Annotated in this window: 21 protein-coding genes and 1 pseudogene; 8 read left to right on the top strand and 14 right to left on the bottom strand. The window is 70.5% G+C overall.

Features of this window, described 5'->3' with window-relative positions; all coding sequences use genetic code 11:
* Positions 1-6: 6 nt before the first annotated feature.
* A complete protein-coding gene (def, locus tag ACFVW8_RS20240) occupies positions 7-666 on the bottom strand; it encodes a peptide deformylase (protein WP_389691844.1) in 660 nt (219 codons plus the stop codon).
* 96 nt (positions 667-762) lie between these two features.
* On the opposite strand from def, the gene ACFVW8_RS20235 reads away from it, so the two are divergent.
* A complete protein-coding gene (locus ACFVW8_RS20235; protein WP_389691842.1) occupies positions 763-1,431 on the top strand; it encodes a helix-turn-helix domain-containing protein in 669 nt (222 codons plus the stop codon).
* On the opposite strand, the gene ACFVW8_RS20230 is transcribed toward ACFVW8_RS20235, so the two are convergent.
* Together ACFVW8_RS20230 and ACFVW8_RS20225 are read right to left on the bottom strand one after the other, a co-directional pair.
* Entirely contained in the window at positions 1,367-1,945 is a 579-nt protein-coding gene (locus ACFVW8_RS20230) for an NADPH-dependent FMN reductase (protein WP_389691840.1), read from the bottom strand. The genes ACFVW8_RS20235 and ACFVW8_RS20230 overlap by 65 nt on opposite strands.
* Before the next feature lie 47 nt (positions 1,946-1,992).
* On the bottom strand, positions 1,993-2,472 hold the full coding sequence (locus ACFVW8_RS20225; RefSeq protein WP_389691838.1) for a GNAT family N-acetyltransferase: 480 nt from the start codon (positions 2,470-2,472) through the stop codon (positions 1,993-1,995).
* A 259-nt stretch (positions 2,473-2,731) separates the two neighbouring features.
* On the opposite strand from ACFVW8_RS20225, the gene ACFVW8_RS20220 reads away from it, so the two are divergent.
* The gene (locus ACFVW8_RS20220; protein ID WP_389691836.1) at positions 2,732-3,664 is read left to right on the top strand and encodes an acetamidase/formamidase family protein; all 933 of its coding nucleotides are present in this window, start codon (positions 2,732-2,734) and stop codon (positions 3,662-3,664) included.
* A gap of 109 nt (positions 3,665-3,773) precedes the next feature.
* Here the strand turns inward: ACFVW8_RS20220 and ACFVW8_RS20215 are convergent, their stop codons facing one another.
* Positions 3,774-5,681 (bottom strand): protein kinase, encoded by a 1,908-nt coding sequence (locus ACFVW8_RS20215; protein WP_389691834.1) that lies wholly within the window; start codon positions 5,679-5,681, stop codon positions 3,774-3,776.
* A 97-nt stretch (positions 5,682-5,778) separates the two neighbouring features.
* Between ACFVW8_RS20215 and ACFVW8_RS20210 the strand changes: the two genes are divergently transcribed.
* Entirely contained in the window at positions 5,779-6,429 is a 651-nt protein-coding gene (locus ACFVW8_RS20210) for an enterotoxin A family protein (RefSeq protein ID WP_389691832.1), read from the top strand.
* Here ACFVW8_RS20210 and ACFVW8_RS20205 read toward each other — a convergent pair.
* Together ACFVW8_RS20205 and ACFVW8_RS20200 are read right to left on the bottom strand one after the other, a co-directional pair.
* A complete protein-coding gene (locus ACFVW8_RS20205; RefSeq protein ID WP_389691830.1) occupies positions 6,426-7,202 on the bottom strand; it encodes an NAD(P)-binding domain-containing protein in 777 nt (258 codons plus the stop codon). The two genes, ACFVW8_RS20210 and ACFVW8_RS20205, sit on opposite strands and share 4 nt — an antisense overlap.
* Entirely contained in the window at positions 7,199-7,660 is a 462-nt protein-coding gene (locus ACFVW8_RS20200; protein ID WP_389691828.1) for a hypothetical protein, read from the bottom strand. Before ACFVW8_RS20200 ends, ACFVW8_RS20205 begins: the two co-directional genes overlap by 4 nt.
* Positions 7,661-8,253: 593 nt before the next feature.
* On the opposite strand from ACFVW8_RS20200, the gene ACFVW8_RS20195 reads away from it, so the two are divergent.
* Entirely contained in the window at positions 8,254-10,131 is a 1,878-nt protein-coding gene (locus ACFVW8_RS20195; RefSeq protein ID WP_389691826.1) for a serine/threonine-protein kinase, read from the top strand.
* Positions 10,132-10,210: 79 nt separating this feature from the next.
* Here the strand turns inward: ACFVW8_RS20195 and ACFVW8_RS20190 are convergent, their stop codons facing one another.
* The 3 genes and pseudogenes from ACFVW8_RS20190 to ACFVW8_RS20180 form a co-directional block, all read right to left on the bottom strand.
* Positions 10,211-11,011: an alpha/beta fold hydrolase gene (locus ACFVW8_RS20190; RefSeq protein WP_389691824.1), complete on the bottom strand. Its 801-nt coding sequence runs from the start codon at positions 11,009-11,011 to the stop codon at positions 10,211-10,213.
* 202 nt (positions 11,012-11,213) lie between these two features.
* A pseudogene (locus ACFVW8_RS20185) lies at positions 11,214-11,434 on the bottom strand (beta-mannosidase); the annotation flags it as partial.
* Positions 11,435-11,526: 92 nt separating this feature from the next.
* A complete protein-coding gene (locus ACFVW8_RS20180) occupies positions 11,527-12,462 on the bottom strand; it encodes an NADP-dependent oxidoreductase (protein WP_389691822.1) in 936 nt (311 codons plus the stop codon).
* Between the two features lie 107 nt (positions 12,463-12,569).
* Between ACFVW8_RS20180 and ACFVW8_RS20175 the strand changes: the two genes are divergently transcribed.
* The gene (locus ACFVW8_RS20175) at positions 12,570-12,959 is read left to right on the top strand and encodes a winged helix-turn-helix transcriptional regulator (RefSeq protein WP_389691820.1); all 390 of its coding nucleotides are present in this window, start codon (positions 12,570-12,572) and stop codon (positions 12,957-12,959) included.
* Positions 12,960-13,069: 110 nt separating this feature from the next.
* Here the strand turns inward: ACFVW8_RS20175 and ACFVW8_RS20170 are convergent, their stop codons facing one another.
* Positions 13,070-14,158, bottom strand: coding sequence for an alcohol dehydrogenase catalytic domain-containing protein (locus tag ACFVW8_RS20170; RefSeq protein ID WP_389691818.1), 1,089 nt, complete (start codon positions 14,156-14,158; stop codon positions 13,070-13,072).
* A gap of 145 nt (positions 14,159-14,303) precedes the next feature.
* Here ACFVW8_RS20170 and ACFVW8_RS20165 point away from each other — a divergent pair, with 145 nt between their 5' ends.
* Together ACFVW8_RS20165 and ACFVW8_RS20160 are read left to right on the top strand one after the other, a co-directional pair.
* Positions 14,304-15,197 carry a LysR family transcriptional regulator gene (locus ACFVW8_RS20165; RefSeq protein WP_389691816.1) on the top strand — a complete coding sequence of 298 codons (894 nt, stop codon included), beginning with the start codon at positions 14,304-14,306 and terminating at the stop codon, positions 15,195-15,197.
* Between the two features lie 163 nt (positions 15,198-15,360).
* A complete protein-coding gene (locus tag ACFVW8_RS20160; protein WP_389691814.1) occupies positions 15,361-16,926 on the top strand; it encodes an SPFH domain-containing protein in 1,566 nt (521 codons plus the stop codon).
* Positions 16,927-17,029: 103 nt separating this feature from the next.
* Here the strand turns inward: ACFVW8_RS20160 and ACFVW8_RS20155 are convergent, their stop codons facing one another.
* On the bottom strand, positions 17,030-17,458 hold the full coding sequence (locus ACFVW8_RS20155) for a MerR family transcriptional regulator (protein ID WP_389691812.1): 429 nt from the start codon (positions 17,456-17,458) through the stop codon (positions 17,030-17,032).
* A gap of 126 nt (positions 17,459-17,584) precedes the next feature.
* On the opposite strand from ACFVW8_RS20155, the gene ACFVW8_RS20150 reads away from it, so the two are divergent.
* Positions 17,585-18,634, top strand: a complete 1,050-nt coding sequence (locus ACFVW8_RS20150; RefSeq protein ID WP_389691810.1) for an aldo/keto reductase — start codon at positions 17,585-17,587, stop codon at positions 18,632-18,634.
* Between the two features lie 42 nt (positions 18,635-18,676).
* Here the strand turns inward: ACFVW8_RS20150 and ACFVW8_RS20145 are convergent, their stop codons facing one another.
* From ACFVW8_RS20145 to ACFVW8_RS20135, 3 genes are all read right to left on the bottom strand, one after another.
* Positions 18,677-19,504: a MarR family transcriptional regulator gene (locus tag ACFVW8_RS20145; RefSeq protein ID WP_389691808.1), complete on the bottom strand. Its 828-nt coding sequence runs from the start codon at positions 19,502-19,504 to the stop codon at positions 18,677-18,679.
* Between the two features lie 361 nt (positions 19,505-19,865).
* On the bottom strand, positions 19,866-20,183 hold the full coding sequence (locus ACFVW8_RS20140; protein ID WP_389691806.1) for a hypothetical protein: 318 nt from the start codon (positions 20,181-20,183) through the stop codon (positions 19,866-19,868).
* A gap of 69 nt (positions 20,184-20,252) precedes the next feature.
* On the bottom strand, positions 20,253-20,447 hold the full coding sequence (locus tag ACFVW8_RS20135; protein ID WP_389691804.1) for a hypothetical protein: 195 nt from the start codon (positions 20,445-20,447) through the stop codon (positions 20,253-20,255).
* Positions 20,448-20,603: the final 156 nt, after the last annotated feature.

Raw genomic sequence — 20,603 nt, 5'->3', positions numbered from 1 at the left:
GCGACGTCACTTGCCCAGCTTCGCGGCCGACGCGGCCCGCCGGGCGAACATCTCCTCCTTGGCGGTGGCCATCTCGCGAAGAGCCGTCCTGCGTTCCCGATGGCCGAGCCGGTCCAGGTAGAGGCGGCCGCGCAGGTGGTCCGTCTCGTGCTGGAGGCAGCGGGCGAAGTAGCCCCGGCCCTCGATCACCAGCGGACTGCCGTCCTTGTCCCGGCCGCGTACGACCGTACGGTCGAGGCGGGGCACCATGCGGTAGGGCCCGGGAACGGACAGACAGCCCTCGGACTCCTCGACCAGCCTGCGCTGTTCGGCCGGCACCTCGTCCAGGACGGGATTGGCGATGTGCCCGACGTGGCGCACTCCCCACTCGTCGGTGATGTCCCACATGAACAACTGCAGGTCCACACCGACCTGGTTGGCGGCGAGCCCGGCGCCCTCGGCCACCTGGTTCGTGGCGAACATGTCGTCGACCAGGCGCGCGAGCTCCGGCGTGCCGAACTCGGTGACCTCCCGGCACGGGCGGTGCAGCACGTCCTCCCCCACGACGGTGATACGGCGCACCGCGCCCCGTTCGACCTCGGGTGCGAGCCGGGGATAGGACGCGACGGGTACGCCCTGCACGCGCACCCGGCGGTCCTGCGAGGTGTCACCGAACCCGACAGACATGGAGCATCAACGCCTTCCGCGCACAACGGAGTCGGCCGGGGCGGGCGGCTCCGGCCGGCTTGACCAAACGCTTTGCAAAGTAGCACCCTTTGCAAAATGAGCGATGAAAAGCGTCAAGCCGCAGCCACGGACCCGCAGCCGCAGCGCGCCCGCCAACCGCTCCCGGACCATCCCGTGCGCGTGGCCCTGCTGGACCTGCTCGCCGAGGCCGGCACGGTCACGTCCACGCAGGCAGCCGCGCGCCTCGGTCACAGCTCCGGGCTCTGTTCCTTCCATCTGCGCCAACTCGCCCGGCACGGACTGATCGAGGAGGTGCCCCGCAGCGGCGGCCGGGCCCGGCCGTGGCGGCTCCGATGGGAGTCCGCGCAGGAGTCGGGCCGGCGGCAGGGGGACACGCGTGGGCAAGAACAGGAACGCGAGCAGGGGCACGGACAGGAACGCGAGCGGGGCCGGGAGGCGCCGCAGGAGTTCGAGGCACTCGCACGCGGCCTGGAGGACGAGAGCTACCGGCACTGGCTGAGCCACCGCGACCAGGCGCCGGCCGAGTGGCAGCAGGACGAGTCCTTCAGCGCCGTGGTCCATCTCACCCCGGCGGAGGCGGCCGAACTCGCCCGGTCCATCCGCCTGTTGCTGGCCGGATACCGCCACCGGGACCAGCACCCCGAGGCCCGCCCCGCAGGAGCCGTGGCCGTGGCCGCGGTCACCCGTCTGTTCCCCCTGGGGAGTCCGGGCAGGTCTGCCCGGACGCTTCCGCCAGCACCGTGAGCACCTTTCCGAGCTGCTCCCGCACCCCCGGCTCCGTGATGACCCCGTCCGCCCCGACCGCCTCCCGGTCCACCTGAACCCGTACACAGGCCGCCTCGACGATTGTCGCGCCCGTGTAGCCGAGCACGGTCCGCAGCGTCGCCTCCGCGCCCTGGCCGCGACCGGGTGCGGCGGCGTTGACCCAGGCGACGGGCTTGTCGCAGATCTCCGTCCCGCCGACCGTCCAGTCCAGCAGGTTCTTGAACGCCCCCGGCAGGGTCCCCGCGTACTCCGGCGTACAGATCAGCAGGCCATCGGCGGCCTCGATCGCCGCCCGCAGCCGGGCCACCGGCTCCGGCAGTGGTTCGACGTCGTCATCGGGGTTGAAATGGGGGAGCGCGGCCGGGCTCTCGTGGAGCACGGTGCGTACTCCCGGGGGCGCCACGGCCTGAGCGGTGCGCAGGGCCGTCTCGTTGGAGGAACCGGACCGCAGGCTTCCGGACAGCAGCAGGATCACACGTGGCGTCGTCGACATGCTCGGACAACCCGGAAGCCGCGGCCGCTCATTCCCGTCCCCGCGCTCTACCGGCGCACGGCCAGGTCGAGCTCGGCCACCACCTGGTCGCCGCTCAGCTCGCCGGTCGTCCGGAATCCGAGCTTGCGGTAGAACCCTTCGGGCCCGTGCGCGCCGGGGACGTACGACACGGTCGTACGTGTCTGCCCGCGTCGCCGTAGCTCGTCGTTGACCGCCTCCACTGCGAACCGCCCGTATCCGCGCGTCTGTTGTGCGGCGGCGATGTTCAGCCGCCAGAGTCCGGAACGCAGCCGGTCGTCCGGCTGCCCGGGGGCGAACCGCACGTCGAGGAAGGCCATGACGAAGCCCACGATCCGCTCACCGTCGACGATCAGCCGGGGCCACGCGGTGTCGGGTGCGGCGTAGGCCTGGGCCAGTGACCAGGAGACCGGCTTCACGAGCCCGTCCTGGTCCGGGCGGATCTTCAGCGAGCAGGCTTCCTCGACGTTGTCGGACGTGACCGGTATGAGGCGGAGTGAGGCAGACATCCCCGCAACCTACATGCCGGGCCGGAGCCGCACCCGTGAATATCGGCGGCCCGCGGAGCCGGGCCCTCGTGGACGGGACGGGACGGGACGGGACGGGACGGGACGGGCCGGGACCGGACGTGTGGTGGAAGCCGACGTGTTGTGCAAGCCGGGGTCCCCGCGCCAGGATCGGCCGTGCCGTACGGACGGCAGCCGCCGCGGCTCCGTACGTGTACCGCGTACCGCTTCAGCCGAACTCGACCTGGAGGCCCCACCGTTCATGAGTGACTTCAGCATCCACCGCGGACAGGTGCACCACGCCTGGGACCGGACGGTCAAGCCCGTCGCCACGCTCTTCCCCGGTGACGAGGCGGTCCTGGAGTTCCAGGACGCGAGCGGCGGGCAGCTGACCGCCGGTTCGACCTCCGCCAATCTCAACGAGCTCGACTTCGGCACGCTCAACCCCGTCACCGGACCGCTCCACGTGACCGGTGCCGAGCCCGGGGACGCGCTGGTCGTCGACATCCTCGACGTACAGGTCGGGGAGTGGGGCTGGACGGCCTGCCTGCCCGGGTTCGGGCTGCTCACCGAGGACTTCCCCGACCCGCACCTGCGGATCTCCGCCATCGCCGACGGATACGCCGAACTCCTGCCCGGCCTGCGGATCCCGGTGGTGCCGATGATCGGGACGATCGGCGTCGCCCCGCCCGAGCCGGGACCGCACTCGGTCATCCCGCCCCGCCGCTGGGGCGGCAACATGGACATCCGGCACCTGGGCCCCGGCGCCCGGCTCATCCTGCCCGTCGGGGTCGAGGGCGCCCTGCTGTCGGCGGGCGACGCGCATGCCGCGATGGGGGACGGCGAGGTCTGCGGCACGGGGATCGAGACGCGGGCGACCGCGCGGCTGCGGGTGGACGTCCGCAAGGGCGCGGCGCCCCGCACCCCGGTCATCGAGACGGATCCGGTCAGCGCCCGGGCCGGCGCCGCCCTGGCCACGACGGGCATCGGCCCGGATCTGACGGAGGCGGCGAAGGACGCCGTCCGCGCGCTGATCGACGAGGTCTCGGCCAGGACGGGGCTCGTCCCGCAGGACGCCTACCTGCTGGCGAGCGTGGCGGCGGACCTGAAGATCTCCGAGATCGTGGACGCGCCGAACTGGGTGGTCACGGCGCACGTGGAGCGCGCGCTCCTGGGGGGTGCGCAGGCCCCGTGAGAGGGGGCGGGGCGGTAGGGCGACTGCCGGGAGCACCTGCGCCTGGCAGTCGCCGTACCGCGACTGTGCGGTGTCCCGCCCCGGTCGTCGCCGTACCGCGACTGTGCGGTCAGCCGACCGCGTTGCGCCAGACGGTCACGTCGATCGTCATGTAGTCGCTGGTCGAGTCCTCGGGGGAGTGGCCCTGGTACGTCAGGAGGGCCAGATGCCCCGTCCCCGTGGTGATGCAGATCTGCCGCCCCTTGGAGAGCTTGTCCACGTAGATGTTCGTGGTGAACCGGGTCTCCGAGCGGCAGGTGTCCAACGACCCGTCCTGCCCGGGGTCGAGCAGGACGAGGCGTCCGCCTTCGCTCTCCGCGTCGAGGTATCCGCCGGTGTCGTAGGACAGTTCGTATCCGCCGTCCTCGCCGTCCTGGGGGTGCACGTCCTCGTCCCCGAGCGTCAGGTGGTAGCCGGCCGGGAGGTTGATGGACTTGTAGTCGGCCGGGTCCGGGTCCGCCTTGGCGGGAGGCTTCGGATCGTCCCCGCCGCCCGTACCGCCGCCCTCATCCGTGCCGGGCGACGAACTCCCCTTGTCGGCGGGGGTGTTCTTGTCCTTCGCCGAGTCGTCGCTCTGCGTCTTCTTGTCGTCGTCCTTGAGCAGGAAGTACGCCGTTCCGCCGCCCGCGACACCGAAGAGCAGTGCGGCGGCGATGGCGATGGCGGCCACCCGGCCACCCTTGCGCCTGGCGGGCCCGGGCGACTGCGGCGGCTGGGCGGCGGCCTGCGGCAGGCCGTGGCCGGGATATGTCCGGTCCTGAGCCGGATACCCGTACCCGGTGGGGAACTGGGTCGGGGCATGCGCCTGCGACGGGCCCCCGCCGGTGAACTGCTGGGGACTCTGAACGGGTTGAGCAGGCTGAGTGGGATGCGCGGCCTGGGCCTGGGCGGGATACGGGGTCTGCGGCGACTGGCCCGGCGGCGGTGTGGGAGCCGGGCCGAACCCCGGGGGAGGCGTGCTCGGGGCCGCCGGCGCGGTGGGGGAGTAGCCCACGGACGGGCTGGCGGCCACAGCCGGGGCGGTGGGCGGGGGCGGCGGGGTCTGGGCAGGGGCCGGAGCCGCCGCCCGTACGGTGATGTCGGCGGCGACCGGGCTCGGCAGCCAGTCCTCGGGGCGGCGCAGCACCGTCTCCGCATTCGCGGTCTGGCAGAGCGCGATGACCTCGGCCACCGACGGTCTGGCATCCGGGTCCTTGGCCAGGCACCGGCCGACCAGCTCCGTCAGCCGTACCGGGATACCGGTGAGGTCGGGATCCTCGTGCACGATCCGGTAGAGCACGCCGTGCGAGGTCCCCTCGCCGAACGCCGGTGTCCCCGTGGCCGCGTACGCCGCGACCTGCCCGAGGGCGAAGATGTCCGTGGCCGGAGTGACCCGGCTGCCGGCGGCCTGCTCCGGCGCCATGAACGACGGGGTGCCGATGGTGACGCCGCTGCCGGTGAGCGACGTCGCGTCGGCCGCGTACGCGATACCGAAGTCGATGACGCGCGGCCCGTCCGCGGCGAGCAGCACATTGGACGGCTTGAGGTCGCGGTGCACGATGCCCGCACCGTGAATCACGTGCAGCGCCTCGGCCATCCCGGCGATCAGCAGCAGAACGGCCTCGACCGGCAGCGCCCCGTGCGCGACGACCGCGTCGGCGAGCGACGGGCCCGGGACATACGCGGTGGCCAGCCACGGCTGTGCGCCCTTGGTGTCCGCATCGATGACCGGTGCGGTGAACAGCCCCTGCACGCGCTGCGCGGACTGCACCTCCTGCGCGAACCGGCGCCGGAATTCCGGGTCTTCGCCGAACTCGGGCCGGATCACCTTGATGGCCACGGGCCGCCCGCCGGGCGTGTACGACAGGTACACCTTGCCCATGCCGCCCGCGCCGAGCTTGGCCGCCAGCCGGTATCCGGCGATGGTGGCCGGATCGTCCGTGCCGAGTGGCTGAAAGACCTGGGAGCTACCGCCCCCGTGTGGCTGCTGTCCGCTCATGACCTTGTATCTCCCCCGAAGAGCGTTGATGTAGGAACGGCACCCTATCCAAATCCGGGCCGCGGGGTGCCGGAGGCGGAGGGCCGCTCCGCGCGGCGTGCCGGAGGAGCATCAGGAGCCGTACCGGGTCAGGGCGGTCGGCCCCTGGGGAAGTCACGAGGGCCGGGGGCACGACCTCGTCGCCGCCCTGGACTCCGTACGGCGTGAACTGGATTCCGAGGGTTGGCTGCTGGCGATCAACGCGGTCTACCGCGCCACGAACGAGCCGCTCTTCCGTTCGGACAACCGCGACCCGTCAGTCATCTTCCAGGAGGGTTTCGCACCGAAGAACACCCATAACGCGGACCTGGACAACTACGTACTGACCAACCAGCCCGCGATCTACGTCTCCACCTCGACCTCGGCTCCCCTCGCCTTCAGCTGGGGTGCGAAGTACGTCTACGACATCCGGACGCCCACCGGCGGGATCGACGTCAACACCACCTACGGGTCCCATTCCCCCTACCCCGACCAGGAGGAGGTCGCGTTCCCCGGTGGGGTCGACCCGAAGTACATCAAGGGAGCGTGGACGGACCACGGCTACACATCGAACCCGAACTACGACCCGGGGCCCGGAGTGACCGAGGGCGACGACCCGTTCTCGTCGCAGGACCTGGAGATGGCGGACGCCCCGGACACCCCGGGGGCACGGGACCCCAGCCTCGACATGACGGACCCGGACGCGCCCGAGTTCATGGACATCGACTAGGCGGGTGGCCGCCCGAGATCGGAGAGCAGGCCGTCGAGGGCCTTGTGGAGGGCTGCGGAGTTGGCCGGGCCGAACCATGTGGTGCGGATGTGTTCGTTGTTTCCGTTCGGTGTCTCGTGGTCGGCGGCCAATTGGTGCAGGGAACGGGTCTCGTCGCTCAGGGCGCGGCCGACCCCCTGGAAGAGTCCACGGATGTAGCGGTCGGCGTCCTCGGACGCGATGCCCTGATCGGCAGCCCACGACGTGAGCGTGGCGAGGTACGAGTAATGGGTGGTCAACGTCCCTGTCAGTGCGGAGAAGACGTCGAAGGCGGCCTCGTCCGCGACCGGTAGCACCCCGCCCAGTCGCTCGAAGAGGGGGTCCACCGCCGGGTGCGTCGGGTACGTCACGGTGACGGAGCGGCGTTCGCGTACGGAGGGCAGGGGGATGGCCCGGATCAGCGGGGCGTCGGTGGCCAGGATCCGGCGCAGCTCGTCGTGGGTGATGCCGGCCATCACGTTGACCACGATCGTGTCGTCGTCCACCCGCAGGTCCGTCAGAGCTTCGGGCAGGTCCTGACGGCGTACGGCGATGAGTACCACCTCCGAGCGGTCCACCACCTCCTGGTTGTCGGCGCAGACCTGTACGCCCTCGTAGCGCGCGGACAACTCCGCTGCTGTGCGGGCTCCCCGGGGTGAGAGGAAGACCTCTGGCGACGTGTCGTCCCCGTCGCGCAGGCCCGTCACGATGGCCCGGCCGATCTCGCCCACTCCGATGATGCCGATGCGCTTCACTGCTTCTCCCTCCTCCACAGAAGCGTGACCGCCAGGAGTGCGGCCGCACAGGGAGCCATTCCGGCCCAACCGAGCGCCGGCGGCAGACCGGTCTCACCGGAGGTGTCGGTGGTGAGCAGCCCGGTCAGGCCGGCACCTGTCGCGACCACGAACATCACGGTCGCGACAGGACGGGCCCACCGTTTGCCCGCCTTGACGGCCCAGGTCGTCCAGAGCCAGGCGATGACGCCGAGCGCTCCGACGACGGACAGCAGGACCAGATAGGTGGTGACGGCCGACTCGACCCGTGCCTGGGTGTACGTGGGGTAGCCGGCCCGGATGTGGTCGGCCAGCAGATGGGTGGTGGCACGGTCGACGTACGGGAGGACCGTCGCGAGGACGGTGAGCCCGAGTCCGGTGAGCATCGCGCCGATCGCCCGGCGCTCGTGGCGTGTCTTCGTCATCGGAGTGCTGGTCATTGGAGTGCCTCCTCCATTCCGGTATTCCTTTCGGTCGCACGGTGGGGGAGCCCTGACGAACGGCCCGCGACCTGAAACTTACGCCGTAGGTTTGCACTCCGCACGATAATTTCTACGGCGTAGGTTTGGCAAGCAGGGGAAGCGGCCGTGGGGCTTGAGTCGCGGCCGGGTGCACTCAGGACTCCTCAGCAGCCCACTTTTCCTCGGCTGTTGCGGAACGCCGGCCGGATTCATAGGGGCCGTCACCGGAAAGGGCATCACCATGCGACTGGTGCTCCTGGCGATCGGCTGCGCATCCCTCGCCCTCGCGGTGGTCTCGTCGAAGTATGTGAAGCGCCGGCAGGGCGAGCGGAATGCTCGGTGAGGCGAGCGACAGGTGAACCCGACCTCCTCGCTCTGAGACCGACGGCGCACCCACGGCCGTCATCCTCCCGCCACCGGCTGACGGACCGCCCCCCCCGGCAGAACCGTTCGGGCGTCCCGGGGCGTCCTCGGCTTCGGCGGGGCGATCAGTGCCCCTATTCTCGACGGCATTGACCTCACTGCCCGCCAACTGACGGACAGTGGAAATCAGTTCGGGGAGGCAGACCAGCATGAGCGGTGCGAACGGGGACGGTCGCAGCGAGCCGGAGAGCTACGCCGACGGGGGCCTCAAACCGCTCGCCGCCTTCGACCCGGCACGTATCGGTCCGTACCTGCTGCTCGGCCGGCTCGGTGCCGGAGGCATGGGGCGGGTGTTCCTCGCACGGTCGGACAGCGGACGCACCGTCGCCGTGAAGGTGGTCCACGAGGAACACGTGTCCGACGAGCAGTTCAGGGCGCGGTTCCGGCGGGAGATCGAGGCGGCGGGGAGAGTCGCCGAGCGGCACACCGCACCGGTGCTCGACTCCGGGCCCGACGACGACCCGCCATGGGTGGCGACCGGGTATGTGCCCGGCCTCTCGCTGGAGCAAGTCGTACGGCGCCACGGCCCGTTGCCCGCCTCGTCGCTGCACACCCTCGCCGACGGGCTGCTGCACGCCCTGAAGGACATCCACGACGCGGGGATCGTGCACCGTGACCTGAAGCCCTCGAACGTCATGCTGACCGTGGACGGGACCAAGGTCATCGACTTCGGGATCGCCCGGGCCATGGAGGCCTCCGTCGAGTCGCTGCTGACCAGTACGGGGATGATCGTCGGCTCGCCCGGCTTCATGGCGCCGGAGCAGTTGCGCGGGCAGAGCGCCGGCCCCAAGAGCGATGTGTTCACCGTCGGCTGCGTGCTCACGTACGCGGCGACGGGGCAGCTGCCCTTCGGGCAGGGGGCCGACAACCAGCATGCCGTCATGTACCGGATCGTGCAGGAGGAGCCGCAGCTGGAGGCGGTCGAGAATCCCGCTCTCCGGGCCCTCATCGCGCGTTGTCTGACGAAGGACGTCGAGCAGCGTCCGAGTGTGGACGAACTGCTGGCCGATCCCGACCGGGTCGGGCCGATGGCGGCCGGGCGGGCCTGGCTGCCCGCCGACGTACTCACGCACATCGCCCGGCAGACCGCCAAGCTGCTGGACGCCGAGGTGCAGCCACTGCGTGAGGAGCCCGTGGACCGGGCGACCGTCGGTCTGCGCGCGGGGGCCGAGTCGGACGTGGTCGTCCTGGCGGCGGGCGCCGTCTCCGACGCGGAGACGGCGCAGGGCAAACGTCCCCGTCGGCGCCGGACGATCGTCGCGTTGCCTATCGTGTTCGTTCTCGCAGCAGGAGGGGGCACGGCGGCCGTACTCCAGCCCTGGAGCGACGACAGCGGCGGCGTGCACGCCCAGTCGCCCAGCAGCAGCGTGAGCCCGACCTCTGCCGGCAGTAACTCGCCCGGCAAGCAGAGTAGTTCCCCTTCCGGGAAGGGGAAGGCGAAGGACAAGGACGGTGGGGGCGGCAAGAGCAAGCCGACGGAGCAGGGAGACGGGAAGAACAAGGACAAGTCCGGTGGGAGTGACTCCGGTTCGGGGGACGCCGCGTCCGGTTCCACGGGATCGTCGGGCTCTTCGGGCTCCTCTGGATCGAAGACGGGCGGCTCGTCCGCTTCCGGTGGCTCGTCCTCGGGGTCGTCGACGGCAGGCGGCTCGTCCGGTTCCGGTGGTTCGTCCTCGGGCGGCAGCGGGGGAAGCTCATCGGGTTCGGGCGGATCCACCGGCTCCCGGCCGCCGGCGATGACCGGTTACAACATCGTCTACACCAACTCCTGTGCCGGCGCGTGCGACATGCCCCTCAAAGTGAGCTGGTCATCGGTGTCCCGAGCGACTCGATACGACATCCACTACACCAACAAGGGCAGCAACTTCACGAAGAAGAACGTCGACACCGTCTACTCCACGAGCGGCAACAGCTACACGATCAAGGGGCCCTTCTCCCGTGACGAGATCTGTGTCGCGGTGCGTGCGGCCAACAAGTACGGTGCCTCCGCCTGGGCGGAGACCTGGTGCGGGACGGTTCCGCCGTGAGCCCGGCCCCGCCTGCCCTGCTGCCGTCTGCTGATCCCGTGCTCCCCTCGGAGCTCACCTCGGATTCCGTCAGCTTCCCTCAGCCGATTGTGTCCAGGAACCCGGAGATCAGGGCGTGCAAGACCCCGGGGCGCTCCAGGTGCAGGTCATGGCCGGTCCCGGGGAAGCTGACGGCCGAGGTGGCGGGGCGCCTGCGCAGCATCTCGTCGGCCTCCTGCGGCGGGACGAAGCCGGACTGGCCCAGGACGAGCAGGGTCGGGCAGGCGACGGCGCCCCACTCGTCCCAGAAGGGGCGCCTGGCGTTCTCCGTGAGAGATCCGACCATGACGTCCCGGTCGAACCGAGGCCACCAGCCGTCGGCGCGCTCCTCCAGTCCGCTCGCCCAGCCCTCGCCGAGCGGTCCTCCGCCGAAGAACCGGACGGCAGCCCCGCGCGAGGGGAACGGTGTCGGCCAGGTGTCCAGCCAACTGCCGATCTTCTCCGGGGTGTTCGGGTCGGCCATGCCCGGCCCTGCCTCGACGAGGACGAGTGCGCGTACGTACTCGGGGTGGGCGGCGGCGGTGAGCATGGCGGTGTGGGCGCCCAGGGACTGGCCGACGAGGACGGGCCGCCGCAGTTCGAGCTGATCGGCCACGGCGATGACGTCGGAGACATAGGCGGCGCGGGATACGTCCCGCGGACGTCGTTCGGCGGCGCCGTGACCGCGTTGGTCGACCGCGACGATCCGGAATCCGGGGCTCAGGGGCCGGGCGACCGTGTCCCATTCACCGGCGTGACCTGCCAGTCCGTGCAGCAGGATGACGGGCCGCCCGGGGCCGCCCCAGTCCCGGCAGACGAGCCGGACACCGTCCCGGACCACCACGCGTTCGGACCAGGTCAAGGCGGCCTCCGGATCTCCATGGGGCGGACGGACAGGTCCAGATCATGCCGCACGAGCGCGACGACGGCACAGGCGTATATGCGGATGCGGGTACGGGCATGCTCGCCGGCCGGCCAGGGGCGACGGTTGGTCGCCCTTCACCGGCCGCTCCTGCTATCGGCGCTGCGGCGCCACGGCTCGACGCCAGGTATCCGCGTCAGGCGGCGGAGGCGTCCGTCACCGCGGAGGCGGTCGGAGCGCCCGGAGCGGTCGGGCCTCGGTGTCGTCGCCCGTGGCACCGCCGTGGGCGGTGGCCTCGTGGGAGGTCTGGGTGATGCCGTCGGCGCCGTGGAGGACGCGCTCACCCCAGGAGCTGAGCCGGGTGGGGCCGAAGCCGATCGTGAGGTCGAGGACCGGGTCGGTGTCGCCGCTCCACGACCGGGCGGGAACCCATTCGGTCAGGGGCACGTCAAGATGCCGGACGGAGTGGGGTGTGTGGGTTGTCGCCTGTTGCTTCAGCGACCGTGCGGCGATGATCAGGGGACGAGCACCAGTCGGCCGCGCAGGCCACCCTCGGCCAGTCGGCGGTGTGCCCGGCTCGCCTCATGGAGGGGCATGGTGTCGGCGACGCGCAGGGTGAGCCCGCCGGTGTCGGCGAGGCCGGAGAGCCGGGCGAGGGCATCGCTGTCGGCCGCTACCCACTGCTCGCGCACACGGATTCCCCGCAGCGGGACGGGTGCGGCACCGCCGACGACGGAGACGAACGCGCCGCGGTTGCGTACGGCTCCCAGCGCGGGCAGCCCGACCACGGCCGCGTCCAGTGCCGCGTCCACCCCGCCGGGTACCAGGGCGCGGACGGCCTCGGCGAGGTCGGCCGGCCGCGGGACGAACCACCGGGCTCCGGCGCCCCGGACGAGCGCCTCGTCCTCCGCCGCCGCATACGCAACCACCCGCAGCCCGCGCAGGGCGGCAAGCTCCACCGCGTATCCGCCGACAGCCCCCGCCGCACCCGTCACCAGCAGAGTCGTACCCGGCTCCGGATCGAGCAGGTCCAGGGACTGGAGTGCCGTGAGTCCGTTCAGCGGCAGCGTCGCGGCCTCGACGGCGGACCGACGGGAAGGGGCTGCCGCGACCGCGCCGGTGTCCAGTACGACGAACTCGGCGTAGGCGCCCAGCGGGACATCGAGTCTGTCCCGCACCCCGATCACCGGGTCACCCGGCGCGAACGCCGTTACCCCCGAGCCGACTTCATCGATGCGTCCGGCAACATCCCACCCCATGCCGATGACCTCCCCGGGTGCCATCAGTCCGGCCCGGACGAGGTCCCCGGACCGAGTGGCGAGGTCGACCGGATTCACGGCCGCCGCCTCGACACGTATACGCACCTGCCCGGCGCCGGGCACCGGCATCGGCACGTCCACCACGTCCAGGGCCTCTGGCCCGCCCACCGTTCGCACCACGACCGCGCGCATGCCCGACTCCTTCCGTTGGCCTCTGTCGATGTCCACGACCTTATGAAGAGCTACTCTCCATAAGGAAGAGGGCACTTCAAGGTGCCTGTCGCACCCGAAGGTGAGCCATGACGACGACCCGATCCGAGGCCCATGCCGCCTACGACGCCTACCTCGCGCAGTGCCCCGCGCGGCACCTCCTGGACCGGATCAGCAACAAGTGGGTCAGCCTGATCGTCAACGCCCTCGCGGACGGACCGCAGCGCTACACGGAACTGTCCCGGATCCTCGTCAGCGTCAGCCAGAAGATGCTCACCCAGAGCCTGCGCACCCTCGAACGCGACGGCCTCGTCACACGGACCGTCACTCCGTCGGTTCCGGTCCGCGTGGACTACGCCCTGACCTCTCTCGGCGAGAGCCTGGTGCCGGTGATGCGGACGATCAAGGCGTGGGCGGAAGAGAACATGGACGAGGTCCTGGCCGCCCGGTCCACGTACGACGCGGCGCCCGGGGTCTGACGAGCCCTGCACTGCTCCAGTGGCCGTGGCCCGGTGATTGCGGTGATGTACGGGGCTCCAGCGGTCCTGGTCCATCCCCTGTGGCGGCCGGCGAGCGGCGACCGGACCGGTCAGCCGGCGGACGGGGTGAGCACGGTGCGGTCGAACGGGCCGCCGTGCGCGGCGGCATACGTGACGGCGCTGTTGACGTCGTCGAGGGCGAAGGACCGGTTCCGTTCGTGCGCGAGGTCCGGTGCGCCCGAGGCGAGGAGCCGGATGATGCCGACGTTCGCGGTGCGCGGGTACATCCACTGCCCGCGCACGGTCACCGAGTTGCGCATGATCCACGGGTACGGGAGCGCGAAGTCGGCGCCTCCCAGCATGCCGACACCTCCCATGAGGACGACGCGGCCGTACTCGCGCACGGTCATCGCGGCCGCACGCGCCGCCGAGCTGGGCGCGCTCGGCGGGAGCAGGTCGATCACCATGTCGACCGGGCCGTCGGCCGCGGCGGACATCGCCGCGCGGTCGGCAGCCTCCTCCCCGCTCAGCACGACGGGGCGCACCCGCGGGCCGAACCGGTCGGTGAGGAGTCCGAGTGCCGCCCGGTTCCGTCCCGGCGCGACCACGCGGCCCGCCCCCATGGCGAGCGCGAGCGCGACCGCGCTGCTGCCCAGATTCCCGGTGGCCCCGCTGACGAGCAGTGTCTCCCCGGCCGCGAGCCCGCCGGCCAGCAGACCGCCGTAAGCGATGACGTACACGCTGAGCGAGGCCCAGCGGGCCACGTCGTCCTCCGCCGTCGCGGGCAGGCGGAAGACATTCTCCGTCGGGACCCTCATGGACTCGGCGAACGCCCCGTCGTGCAGGTACCGGGCGAGCCTGGCACCGCCGTCCCCGCGGGAACTCCAGCCCTGCAAGGTGATGTCGGGCGTCAGGGCGTCGTCCCGGGAGCGCACGGTCGGGTCGCACCACACCAGGTCGCCGACGCGCAGCCGGGTGGCGTCCGGGCCGATGTGGGCGACCCGTCCCAGGCCGCCGGTACCGGGCACGACCGGTGGGACCAGAGGGTAGTTCCGCGCCCCGCTGAAGACCTCGGCCGCGTACGGGGCAACGCAGGTGGCGAGCACGTCGACCACCACCTCGCCGAGCCCCGCCACCGGGTCCGGCACCTCCTGAACCGTGAGCGGGGCGCCGAACTCCGTCAGAACTGCTGCTCGCACCTGGGTACCTCCGTGTTCATCCTCGGTCGTCCGTGTCCGGCGGATTCATCGATACATCGGTTCATCGTCACGTCGGTATCGAGACTAGGAAGTCGAAAGCCATGCGGGAAGCGAAGATCTCGCATGTCTGGTATGCGTAGGCAGCATGGACATTTCCAGTACGGGTCTGCGGATCCTGCAGCAGATCGCCGAGTCTGGCAGCTTCACCGCGGCGGCCGTCGACCTCGGCTACACGCAGTCGGCGGTCTCTCGCCAGGCCGCGTCCCTCGAACGGAGCGCGGGCGCCGCGCTGTTCGAGCGCCGCCCGGACGGGGTGCGGCTCACCCCTGCGGGACTGACCCTGCTGCGGTACGGCCGCACGATCCTGGACTCCGTCGCGGCGGCCGAACGCGACATCGCCGGCACCCTCCCGCAGACCGAACCGGTGCGGCTCGGGGTGTTCCTGAGCGCGGGCGCGTTGATCCTTCCCGCCGCGCTCACGAAGCTCGCGGCTGCCGCCCCACAGGTCACGGTCACGACGAGCGAGGGCACCACACCCGGTCTGATCCGGTCCCTGCGCGCGGGCTCCATCGACCTGGCCGTGCTGACCTCCCGTCCGCCGCACCGGCCCACGGACGGCGAGTCGCCACGCCTGTACACCGAAGCGGTCGCGGACACCGAATTGGCCGTGGCGGTCTCGACGACCGGAGTGTTCGCCGGCCGCACCGCGGTGCATGTCGACGAGCTCCTCGACGCGGCGTGGATCGATACCCCGTCATCGAGCTCCGAGCCGCTGCTGGGAGTGTGGCCCGGCATGCCGGGACGGCCGCGCATCGTCCACTCGGCACGCGACTGGCTGACGAAACTGCGCTTGGTCGCCGGTGGGTTCGGCATCACGACGGTGCCGGTCCGCATGTCGGCGGTGCTGCCCCCCGGCGTGAGCCTGTTGCAGGTGGAGGGAGCACCTCGCGAACTCCGCCGGGTTCTGGTGGCTCGCCTCCCCGGCCGCCCCACACCGGCATTCACAGCCGTCACCCGGGCGATCGGCTCGGCCGTCTGACCCGTCCAACGGGCCGTTCCACCGGCCTTCCCGTCGATCACTTCCGTCGCTTCATGGCCTCTGTGCGGCAGATTCTGGGAGACTCCGTCCCGGGGCGGACTCCGTCCCGTGGCGCTCGAATGGGCGCAGGGACAGTCGAGGGCGGGGGCCAACCGTGGAAGCGATGACCATCGGCTTGATCGTGCTGGGCCTGCTCGTGGTCGCGGCCCTGGTCAGGTCCATTCGCGTGATCCCGGAGTCCACTTTCACCGTCGTGGAGCGCCTCGGACGGTACAGCCGCACCCTCGGCCCGGGCGTGCGCATCGTTCTTCCGTTCATCGACTCCATCCGCAGCAGGTTCGACCGCCGTGAACAGATCGTGACGTTCCCCCCGTACGCGGTGACCACCCAGGAGAACCTGCTCATCAGCGTCGAAACCGTCGTCTACTGCCAGGTGACCGATGCCCGGGCGGCGACGTACCAGGTCACCAGCTACATCCAGGCCATCGAGCAACTCCTTGTCACGACTCTCCGCAAGACCGTCGGCGGGATGAACGTGGAGCGAGTGCTCACCACCCGCCAGGAGACCGGCGACGCCCTGCGCGGGGTCCTTGACGACGCCGCGGGCAACTGGGGCGCCAAGGTCAACCGCGTCGAGATCAAGAGGATCGAACTGCCCAAGTCCCTCGAGGAGTCGATGGAGAAGCAGATGCGCGCAGACTTGGATAAGCAAGCGGCCGTTCTGCGCGCCGAGGCTGTCCGTGCGGAGGCGGTGATGAAGGCGGAGACGGAAAGGGACGTGGCAGCGATCCTCGGCAGCAAGGGGCCGGCGCAGGGGCAGGCGCAGGCAGCCGTCCCGGGACAACGCTCGTCGCCCGAGCCGCCGGTCGCACCCGGCGCCGCCCACCAGCCGCTACGGGACGAGGATCCCCGCCGGATCGGCCGCTACGACCTGACGGCGAGGCTGGGCCAGGGAGGGATGGGGACGGTGTTCCTCGGCCGGTCCCCGGGCGAGCGGCTGGTCGCCGTCAAGGTCATCCACACCGAGTTCGCCTCCGACCCGACGTTCCGGAAGCGATTCGCCCGCGAGATCGAAGCGGCACGTCGGGTGGGCGGCTTCCATACGGCCGCCGTGGTCGACGCGGACGCGGAGAGCGAAAACCCCTGGCTGGTCACCGAGTACATCCCCGGCCCTTCGCTGCACGACGTCCTCAAACAGCACGGCGCGATGCCGCCGAGAACGCTCAACTCCCTCGCCCTGGGCATCGCCGAGGCGCTCGAAGGCATCCACTCCTGCGGCATCATCCACCGGGACCTCAAGCCCAGCAACATCATCGTCTCCACCACAGGCCCACGCGTCATCGACTTCGGCATCGCGCGGGCCTTCGACAGCACCTCGCTCACCCGCACCAACTTCGTCGTGGGCACACAGGGGTTCCTCGCTCCGGAGCAACTGGCAGGCTCGGCGCCCACCCCTGCCAGTGACCTCTACGCCTACGGGATGGTGCTGTGCCACGCCGCCGGTGCCGTGCCGTTCCCGGAGGGTGAAAGCCTTGAGTCGGCACTCGAACTACTGCCGTCCACCCTCGTCGACGTCATCACCAGCTGCCTCAAGCACGATCCGGCGCAACGCCCCAGCCCCACCGGAGTGCTTGAGCGGCTCACCCGGATCCGCCAGAGGTCCGAGGACTGGCTGCCCCCGCCCGTCCGGACCATGGTCGACTTCCATAACGTCCCGACCGCCCTCTGATACAGGGGGACTTCAGGCCCCCGTTGAAGCCGTGGCGGGCCACCGTGTTGCGATGCCGCTCCTCGTCGACCACTGATGCGTGGCGAGGCAGTGCAGTGGGTTCTCAGCCGCCCGAAGGGGACGGGGTGTGACACTCGTGGGTGGCGGCGTTGCCTTGGCCGATGCGGTCCTGGTACACCCCGACCTTGAAGCGGATCAGGTCCAGGGACTCGGTGAGCCTGACGATCTGGGTGGTGACGTTCTCCTGGTGTTCGCGCATGAGCGCGAGTCGCTCCTCCTCGTTGCCGGATCCCTCTCCCACGAGGTCCGCGTACCGGCTCAGCGTGGGCAGGGGCATGCCTGAAGCGCGGAGAATGATGCAGACGGTCAGCCAGTCGACATCATCCTGGCTGTAGACACGGCGCCCACCGGGCCCGCGCCGTACAGGATTGACGAAGAGGCCCTCGCGCTCGTAGAAGCGCAACGCGTGAACGCTCAAACCGGTGCGTTCGGCGACCTGTCCGATGCTCAGACTTGTGGTGATCTCAGCCATGCCGGTCAGATTAGCGGGGTTGGTGACGGGGGTTGATCTAGAGCCGGGTCTAGATCCTAGGGTCTGCCGTGCGACCGGCTCTTCTGCCGCTCCGCGCATTGAGTTGATCCAGTAAGGGGCATCACCATGCGATATCGCACTCTCGGCAGAACCGGTATCGAGGTCAGCGTCCACTGCCTCGGGACCATGATGTTCCAGGACGGCTGCAACCCCGATCACGACGACTGCGCCCGCATCATCCACGCCGCCCTCGACCAGGGAATCAACTTCGTCGACACAGCCGACATGTATGGCCAGGGCGAGTCGGAGGAGATCGTGGGAAAGGCGCTGCGGGGGCGCCGTGACGACGTCGTACTCGCCACAAAGGTCCACTTCCCCATGGGTGAGGGACGCAACCGCGGTGGAAACTCGCGGCGTTGGATCCTCAAGGCGGTCGAGGACAGCCTCGGCCGTCTGAACACCGACTGGATCGACCTCTACCAGGTCCATCTCCCCGACCACTCCACCGACATCGAGGAGACGCTCTCCGTACTCACCGACCTCGTGCACCAGGGCAAGATCCGCGCCTTCGGCTGCTCGAACTACCAGGCCGACGAGATCGTCGAGGCACACCATGTCTCCGAGCGGCGCGCTCTCGGACGCTTCCGCACCGACCAGCCGCCCTACTCGATCCTGGCCCGCGGGATCGAAGCCTCGCTTCTGCCTGTCTGCGAGCGCTACGGAATGGGGGTACTGGTCTGGAGCCCGCTGGCCTTCGGGTTCCTCACCGGCAAGCATCGCAAGGACCAGCCGATCGATCTGGCAACCGGCCGTGCCGCGCTCCGGCCGGCATTCTTCGATCCGGAGATCGCCGAAAACACCGCCAAGCTGGACGCCGTCGAAAAGCTCATCGAACTCGCGACCGACATCGGCTGCACCCTCCCTCAGCTCGCCGTGGCATTCACCGTGGCCCATCCAGCCGTCACTTCCGCGATCATCGGGCCGCGGACCATGCAGCAGCTGGAAGGCCTGCTCCAGGGGGCCGAACTCGCGCTGGACGACGCGGTCCTGGACCGGATCGACGAGATCGTGCCGCCCGGGACGAACCTGTACAACCCAGCGGCCTCATTCCCTCCGCGATCGCTGACCGAGACCGCCTTGCGGCGCCGCCCGCTCACCCAGCGCTCCGCAGCCTGACTGACCCGATGCCGGCGGACGGCTCCCGTCACTCGCCGCTGGTCACCGCGACCCTGCGGCCACCAGCTTCGCAGTGATGGGTTCGAGCTTCGCGACCAGCTCGTCGAGCTCGGCGGGGGACAGAACGTCGTACGGCGGGGCGGCGAGCTCGTCGGTGAGGGCTTCGACGCGTTGCCTGGTCTCGCGGCCGGCGTCGGTGAACCGGCTCTCGGCATCGACGAGCCCGCGCTCGCGCAAGCCCTCCATGACCGCGGCCAGCCGCTGCTTCGGCAGGTGATGGACGCGCCCGAACGACTCAGGCGGGTGGATGCCCTGCTCCAGCGCGCTGAGCACGTGGGCCTCCGTTCCGCCGACGCGTGCGCCGACGAGAGCGGCGACGTGCCCGTCACAGCGGTGCTCGCGGAGCACGGTCGCACAATGCCACAACCGGGCCACCGGGTCGCTCGGCACCGGAAGGGAGCGCATCCCGGCATACATCATCCGGCCTTCTGTGGGCGCGCTCGTCGCGGCTTTGGCGGCCAGGTCGGCGGCACGCACCAGGCCCGCGGAAGCGGCCACCTTCCCGCCGAGGATCCGCCGCAGGGAAGCCGCGCTGCCCCGCTCCCGCGCGGCGACGGACGCCTCGGGCGTGATGGTCTCCCACACGCTCGGAATGTGCCGCGCGACCTCCCCGTCGGTGAAGCTGTAGAAGGCCGCGTGCACGACCTCGGCCGGCACCCGCCCCAGCGGCGCGGCACGGCTGGCGAAGTACCCGTCCCAGTAGGTGCGGTGGCCGAGCGCGGCCAGCTCCTCGTTGCACTCGTCGGCGAAGAAGGTGACCAGGCAGATCGGCTCCAGGAGCTCGAACATGCGGCGGGCGGTGTGTGTCATGGCCTGCATTGTGCCCGCGGTCGCGCCGCGCGGAGCGGTGCGGCAGGGCCGCATGGGTGCCGCCACCTCTGGTGGGAGGCAACGGAGCCCCCGTTTCTTCAATTCGCCATACGGGCAGCGAACTTGGGCCGGGGGCGGTCACGAACCTCATAGGAGGACCAAGGTGTCGGCGCTCCCGACGATCATCGTCGTGCTCTTCCTCGTCGCGTTGGCGGCATGGATCAGCTCCGCAGGCGTGGGCGGTCGGAAGAACGACAACGATGGCGGCAGAGGTGGTAGCTGACCGCGAAGGGCGCTGCTCTCAGGGGGGCTTGAGCCTTCCACCCCAGCAGCCCGAGCGGGGCGGCGCGGCCACCGAACGTCATGCACCCAGTCGAGCCGCGATCTCTGCCGCCTTGTCCGCGTCCAGCGGATAGGGAGACCCGTACAGCATCTCGCCGGTGACCACGGCGGGGCCCGTGACCGGAGGCGAACCGTACTCGGCCGCGAGTTGGCTCGCAGCGGGGTTGGGCGGACCCGGATGAGCCCGGCCGGGTGCGATCTCGGCGTGCCAGAGAGTCAGCGCGTCACCGATCTTGGTCGACCGTATGTGCTCGGACTGCAGGAGGCGGCTCACCTCCTGGACGAGGTCCATCCCGAAGAGGGAGGTCGGCACGTGCTGCACGTGTCCGTCTTTCATGAGCAGCAGTCTGTGAGTCCCGTTGCTGCTTTCCTTGCGGCGGCTGAAGAGTCCCATCCGGCGAGCCTATTAGCGTGAGCAGGCGACGTGGAGAGGGCTGAGCCGGTTGTTGCGTACGGGCGCGGGCCCGGGCCCGCGCCGTCGACACGAGCAGCCGACCCGGCGCACCTGGATCAGCTTGTCGAACACGATCCGGTCGTTGAGACCGCGGCACTTCACCATCGCGAGGAGGGCGGAGAGGAGACCGAGGCGGTGCGGTGTCACGGAGCCCTGTTCCTGACGCGTCCGTCCAAGGACGCGACGCGGGGTGGTGGGGGGGGGGCACCCCCGCCCGGGCCCCCCCCGCGCGGATTAAAAAAAAAAGACGGCGCCCGAATAGGGGGGGTTTTTTTGGGGGGGGGGGGGGGGGGTGAAAAAGGG

This window comes from Streptomyces sp. NPDC058221 (genome assembly GCF_042882365.1).
Classification (GTDB): Bacteria; Actinomycetota; Actinomycetes; order Streptomycetales; family Streptomycetaceae; genus Streptomyces.
The sequence above is the reverse complement of the archived record's forward strand: the minus strand, read 5'-3'. Positions and strand labels throughout refer to the sequence as shown.

Coding starts and splice junctions, on each gene's coding strand:
- def (WP_389691844.1), bottom strand. CDS start 666: ATGTCTGTCGGGTTCGGTGACACCTCGCAGGACCGCCGGGTGCGCGTG.
- ACFVW8_RS20235 (WP_389691842.1), top strand. CDS start 763: ATGAGCGATGAAAAGCGTCAAGCCGCAGCCACGGACCCGCAGCCGCAG.
- ACFVW8_RS20230 (WP_389691840.1), bottom strand. CDS start 1,945: ATGTCGACGACGCCACGTGTGATCCTGCTGCTGTCCGGAAGCCTGCGG.
- ACFVW8_RS20225 (WP_389691838.1), bottom strand. CDS start 2,472: ATGTCTGCCTCACTCCGCCTCATACCGGTCACGTCCGACAACGTCGAG.
- ACFVW8_RS20220 (WP_389691836.1), top strand. CDS start 2,732: ATGAGTGACTTCAGCATCCACCGCGGACAGGTGCACCACGCCTGGGAC.
- ACFVW8_RS20215 (WP_389691834.1), bottom strand. CDS start 5,681: ATGAGCGGACAGCAGCCACACGGGGGCGGTAGCTCCCAGGTCTTTCAG.
- ACFVW8_RS20200 (WP_389691828.1), bottom strand. CDS start 7,660: ATGACCAGCACTCCGATGACGAAGACACGCCACGAGCGCCGGGCGATC.
- ACFVW8_RS20195 (WP_389691826.1), top strand. CDS start 8,254: ATGAGCGGTGCGAACGGGGACGGTCGCAGCGAGCCGGAGAGCTACGCC.
- ACFVW8_RS20180 (WP_389691822.1), bottom strand. CDS start 12,462: ATGCGCGCGGTCGTGGTGCGAACGGTGGGCGGGCCAGAGGCCCTGGAC.
- ACFVW8_RS20175 (WP_389691820.1), top strand. CDS start 12,570: ATGACGACGACCCGATCCGAGGCCCATGCCGCCTACGACGCCTACCTC.
- ACFVW8_RS20165 (WP_389691816.1), top strand. CDS start 14,304: ATGGACATTTCCAGTACGGGTCTGCGGATCCTGCAGCAGATCGCCGAG.
- ACFVW8_RS20160 (WP_389691814.1), top strand. CDS start 15,361: ATGACCATCGGCTTGATCGTGCTGGGCCTGCTCGTGGTCGCGGCCCTG.
- ACFVW8_RS20155 (WP_389691812.1), bottom strand. CDS start 17,458: ATGGCTGAGATCACCACAAGTCTGAGCATCGGACAGGTCGCCGAACGC.
- ACFVW8_RS20150 (WP_389691810.1), top strand. CDS start 17,585: ATGCGATATCGCACTCTCGGCAGAACCGGTATCGAGGTCAGCGTCCAC.
- ACFVW8_RS20145 (WP_389691808.1), bottom strand. CDS start 19,504: ATGACACACACCGCCCGCCGCATGTTCGAGCTCCTGGAGCCGATCTGC.
- ACFVW8_RS20140 (WP_389691806.1), bottom strand. CDS start 20,183: ATGAAAGACGGACACGTGCAGCACGTGCCGACCTCCCTCTTCGGGATG.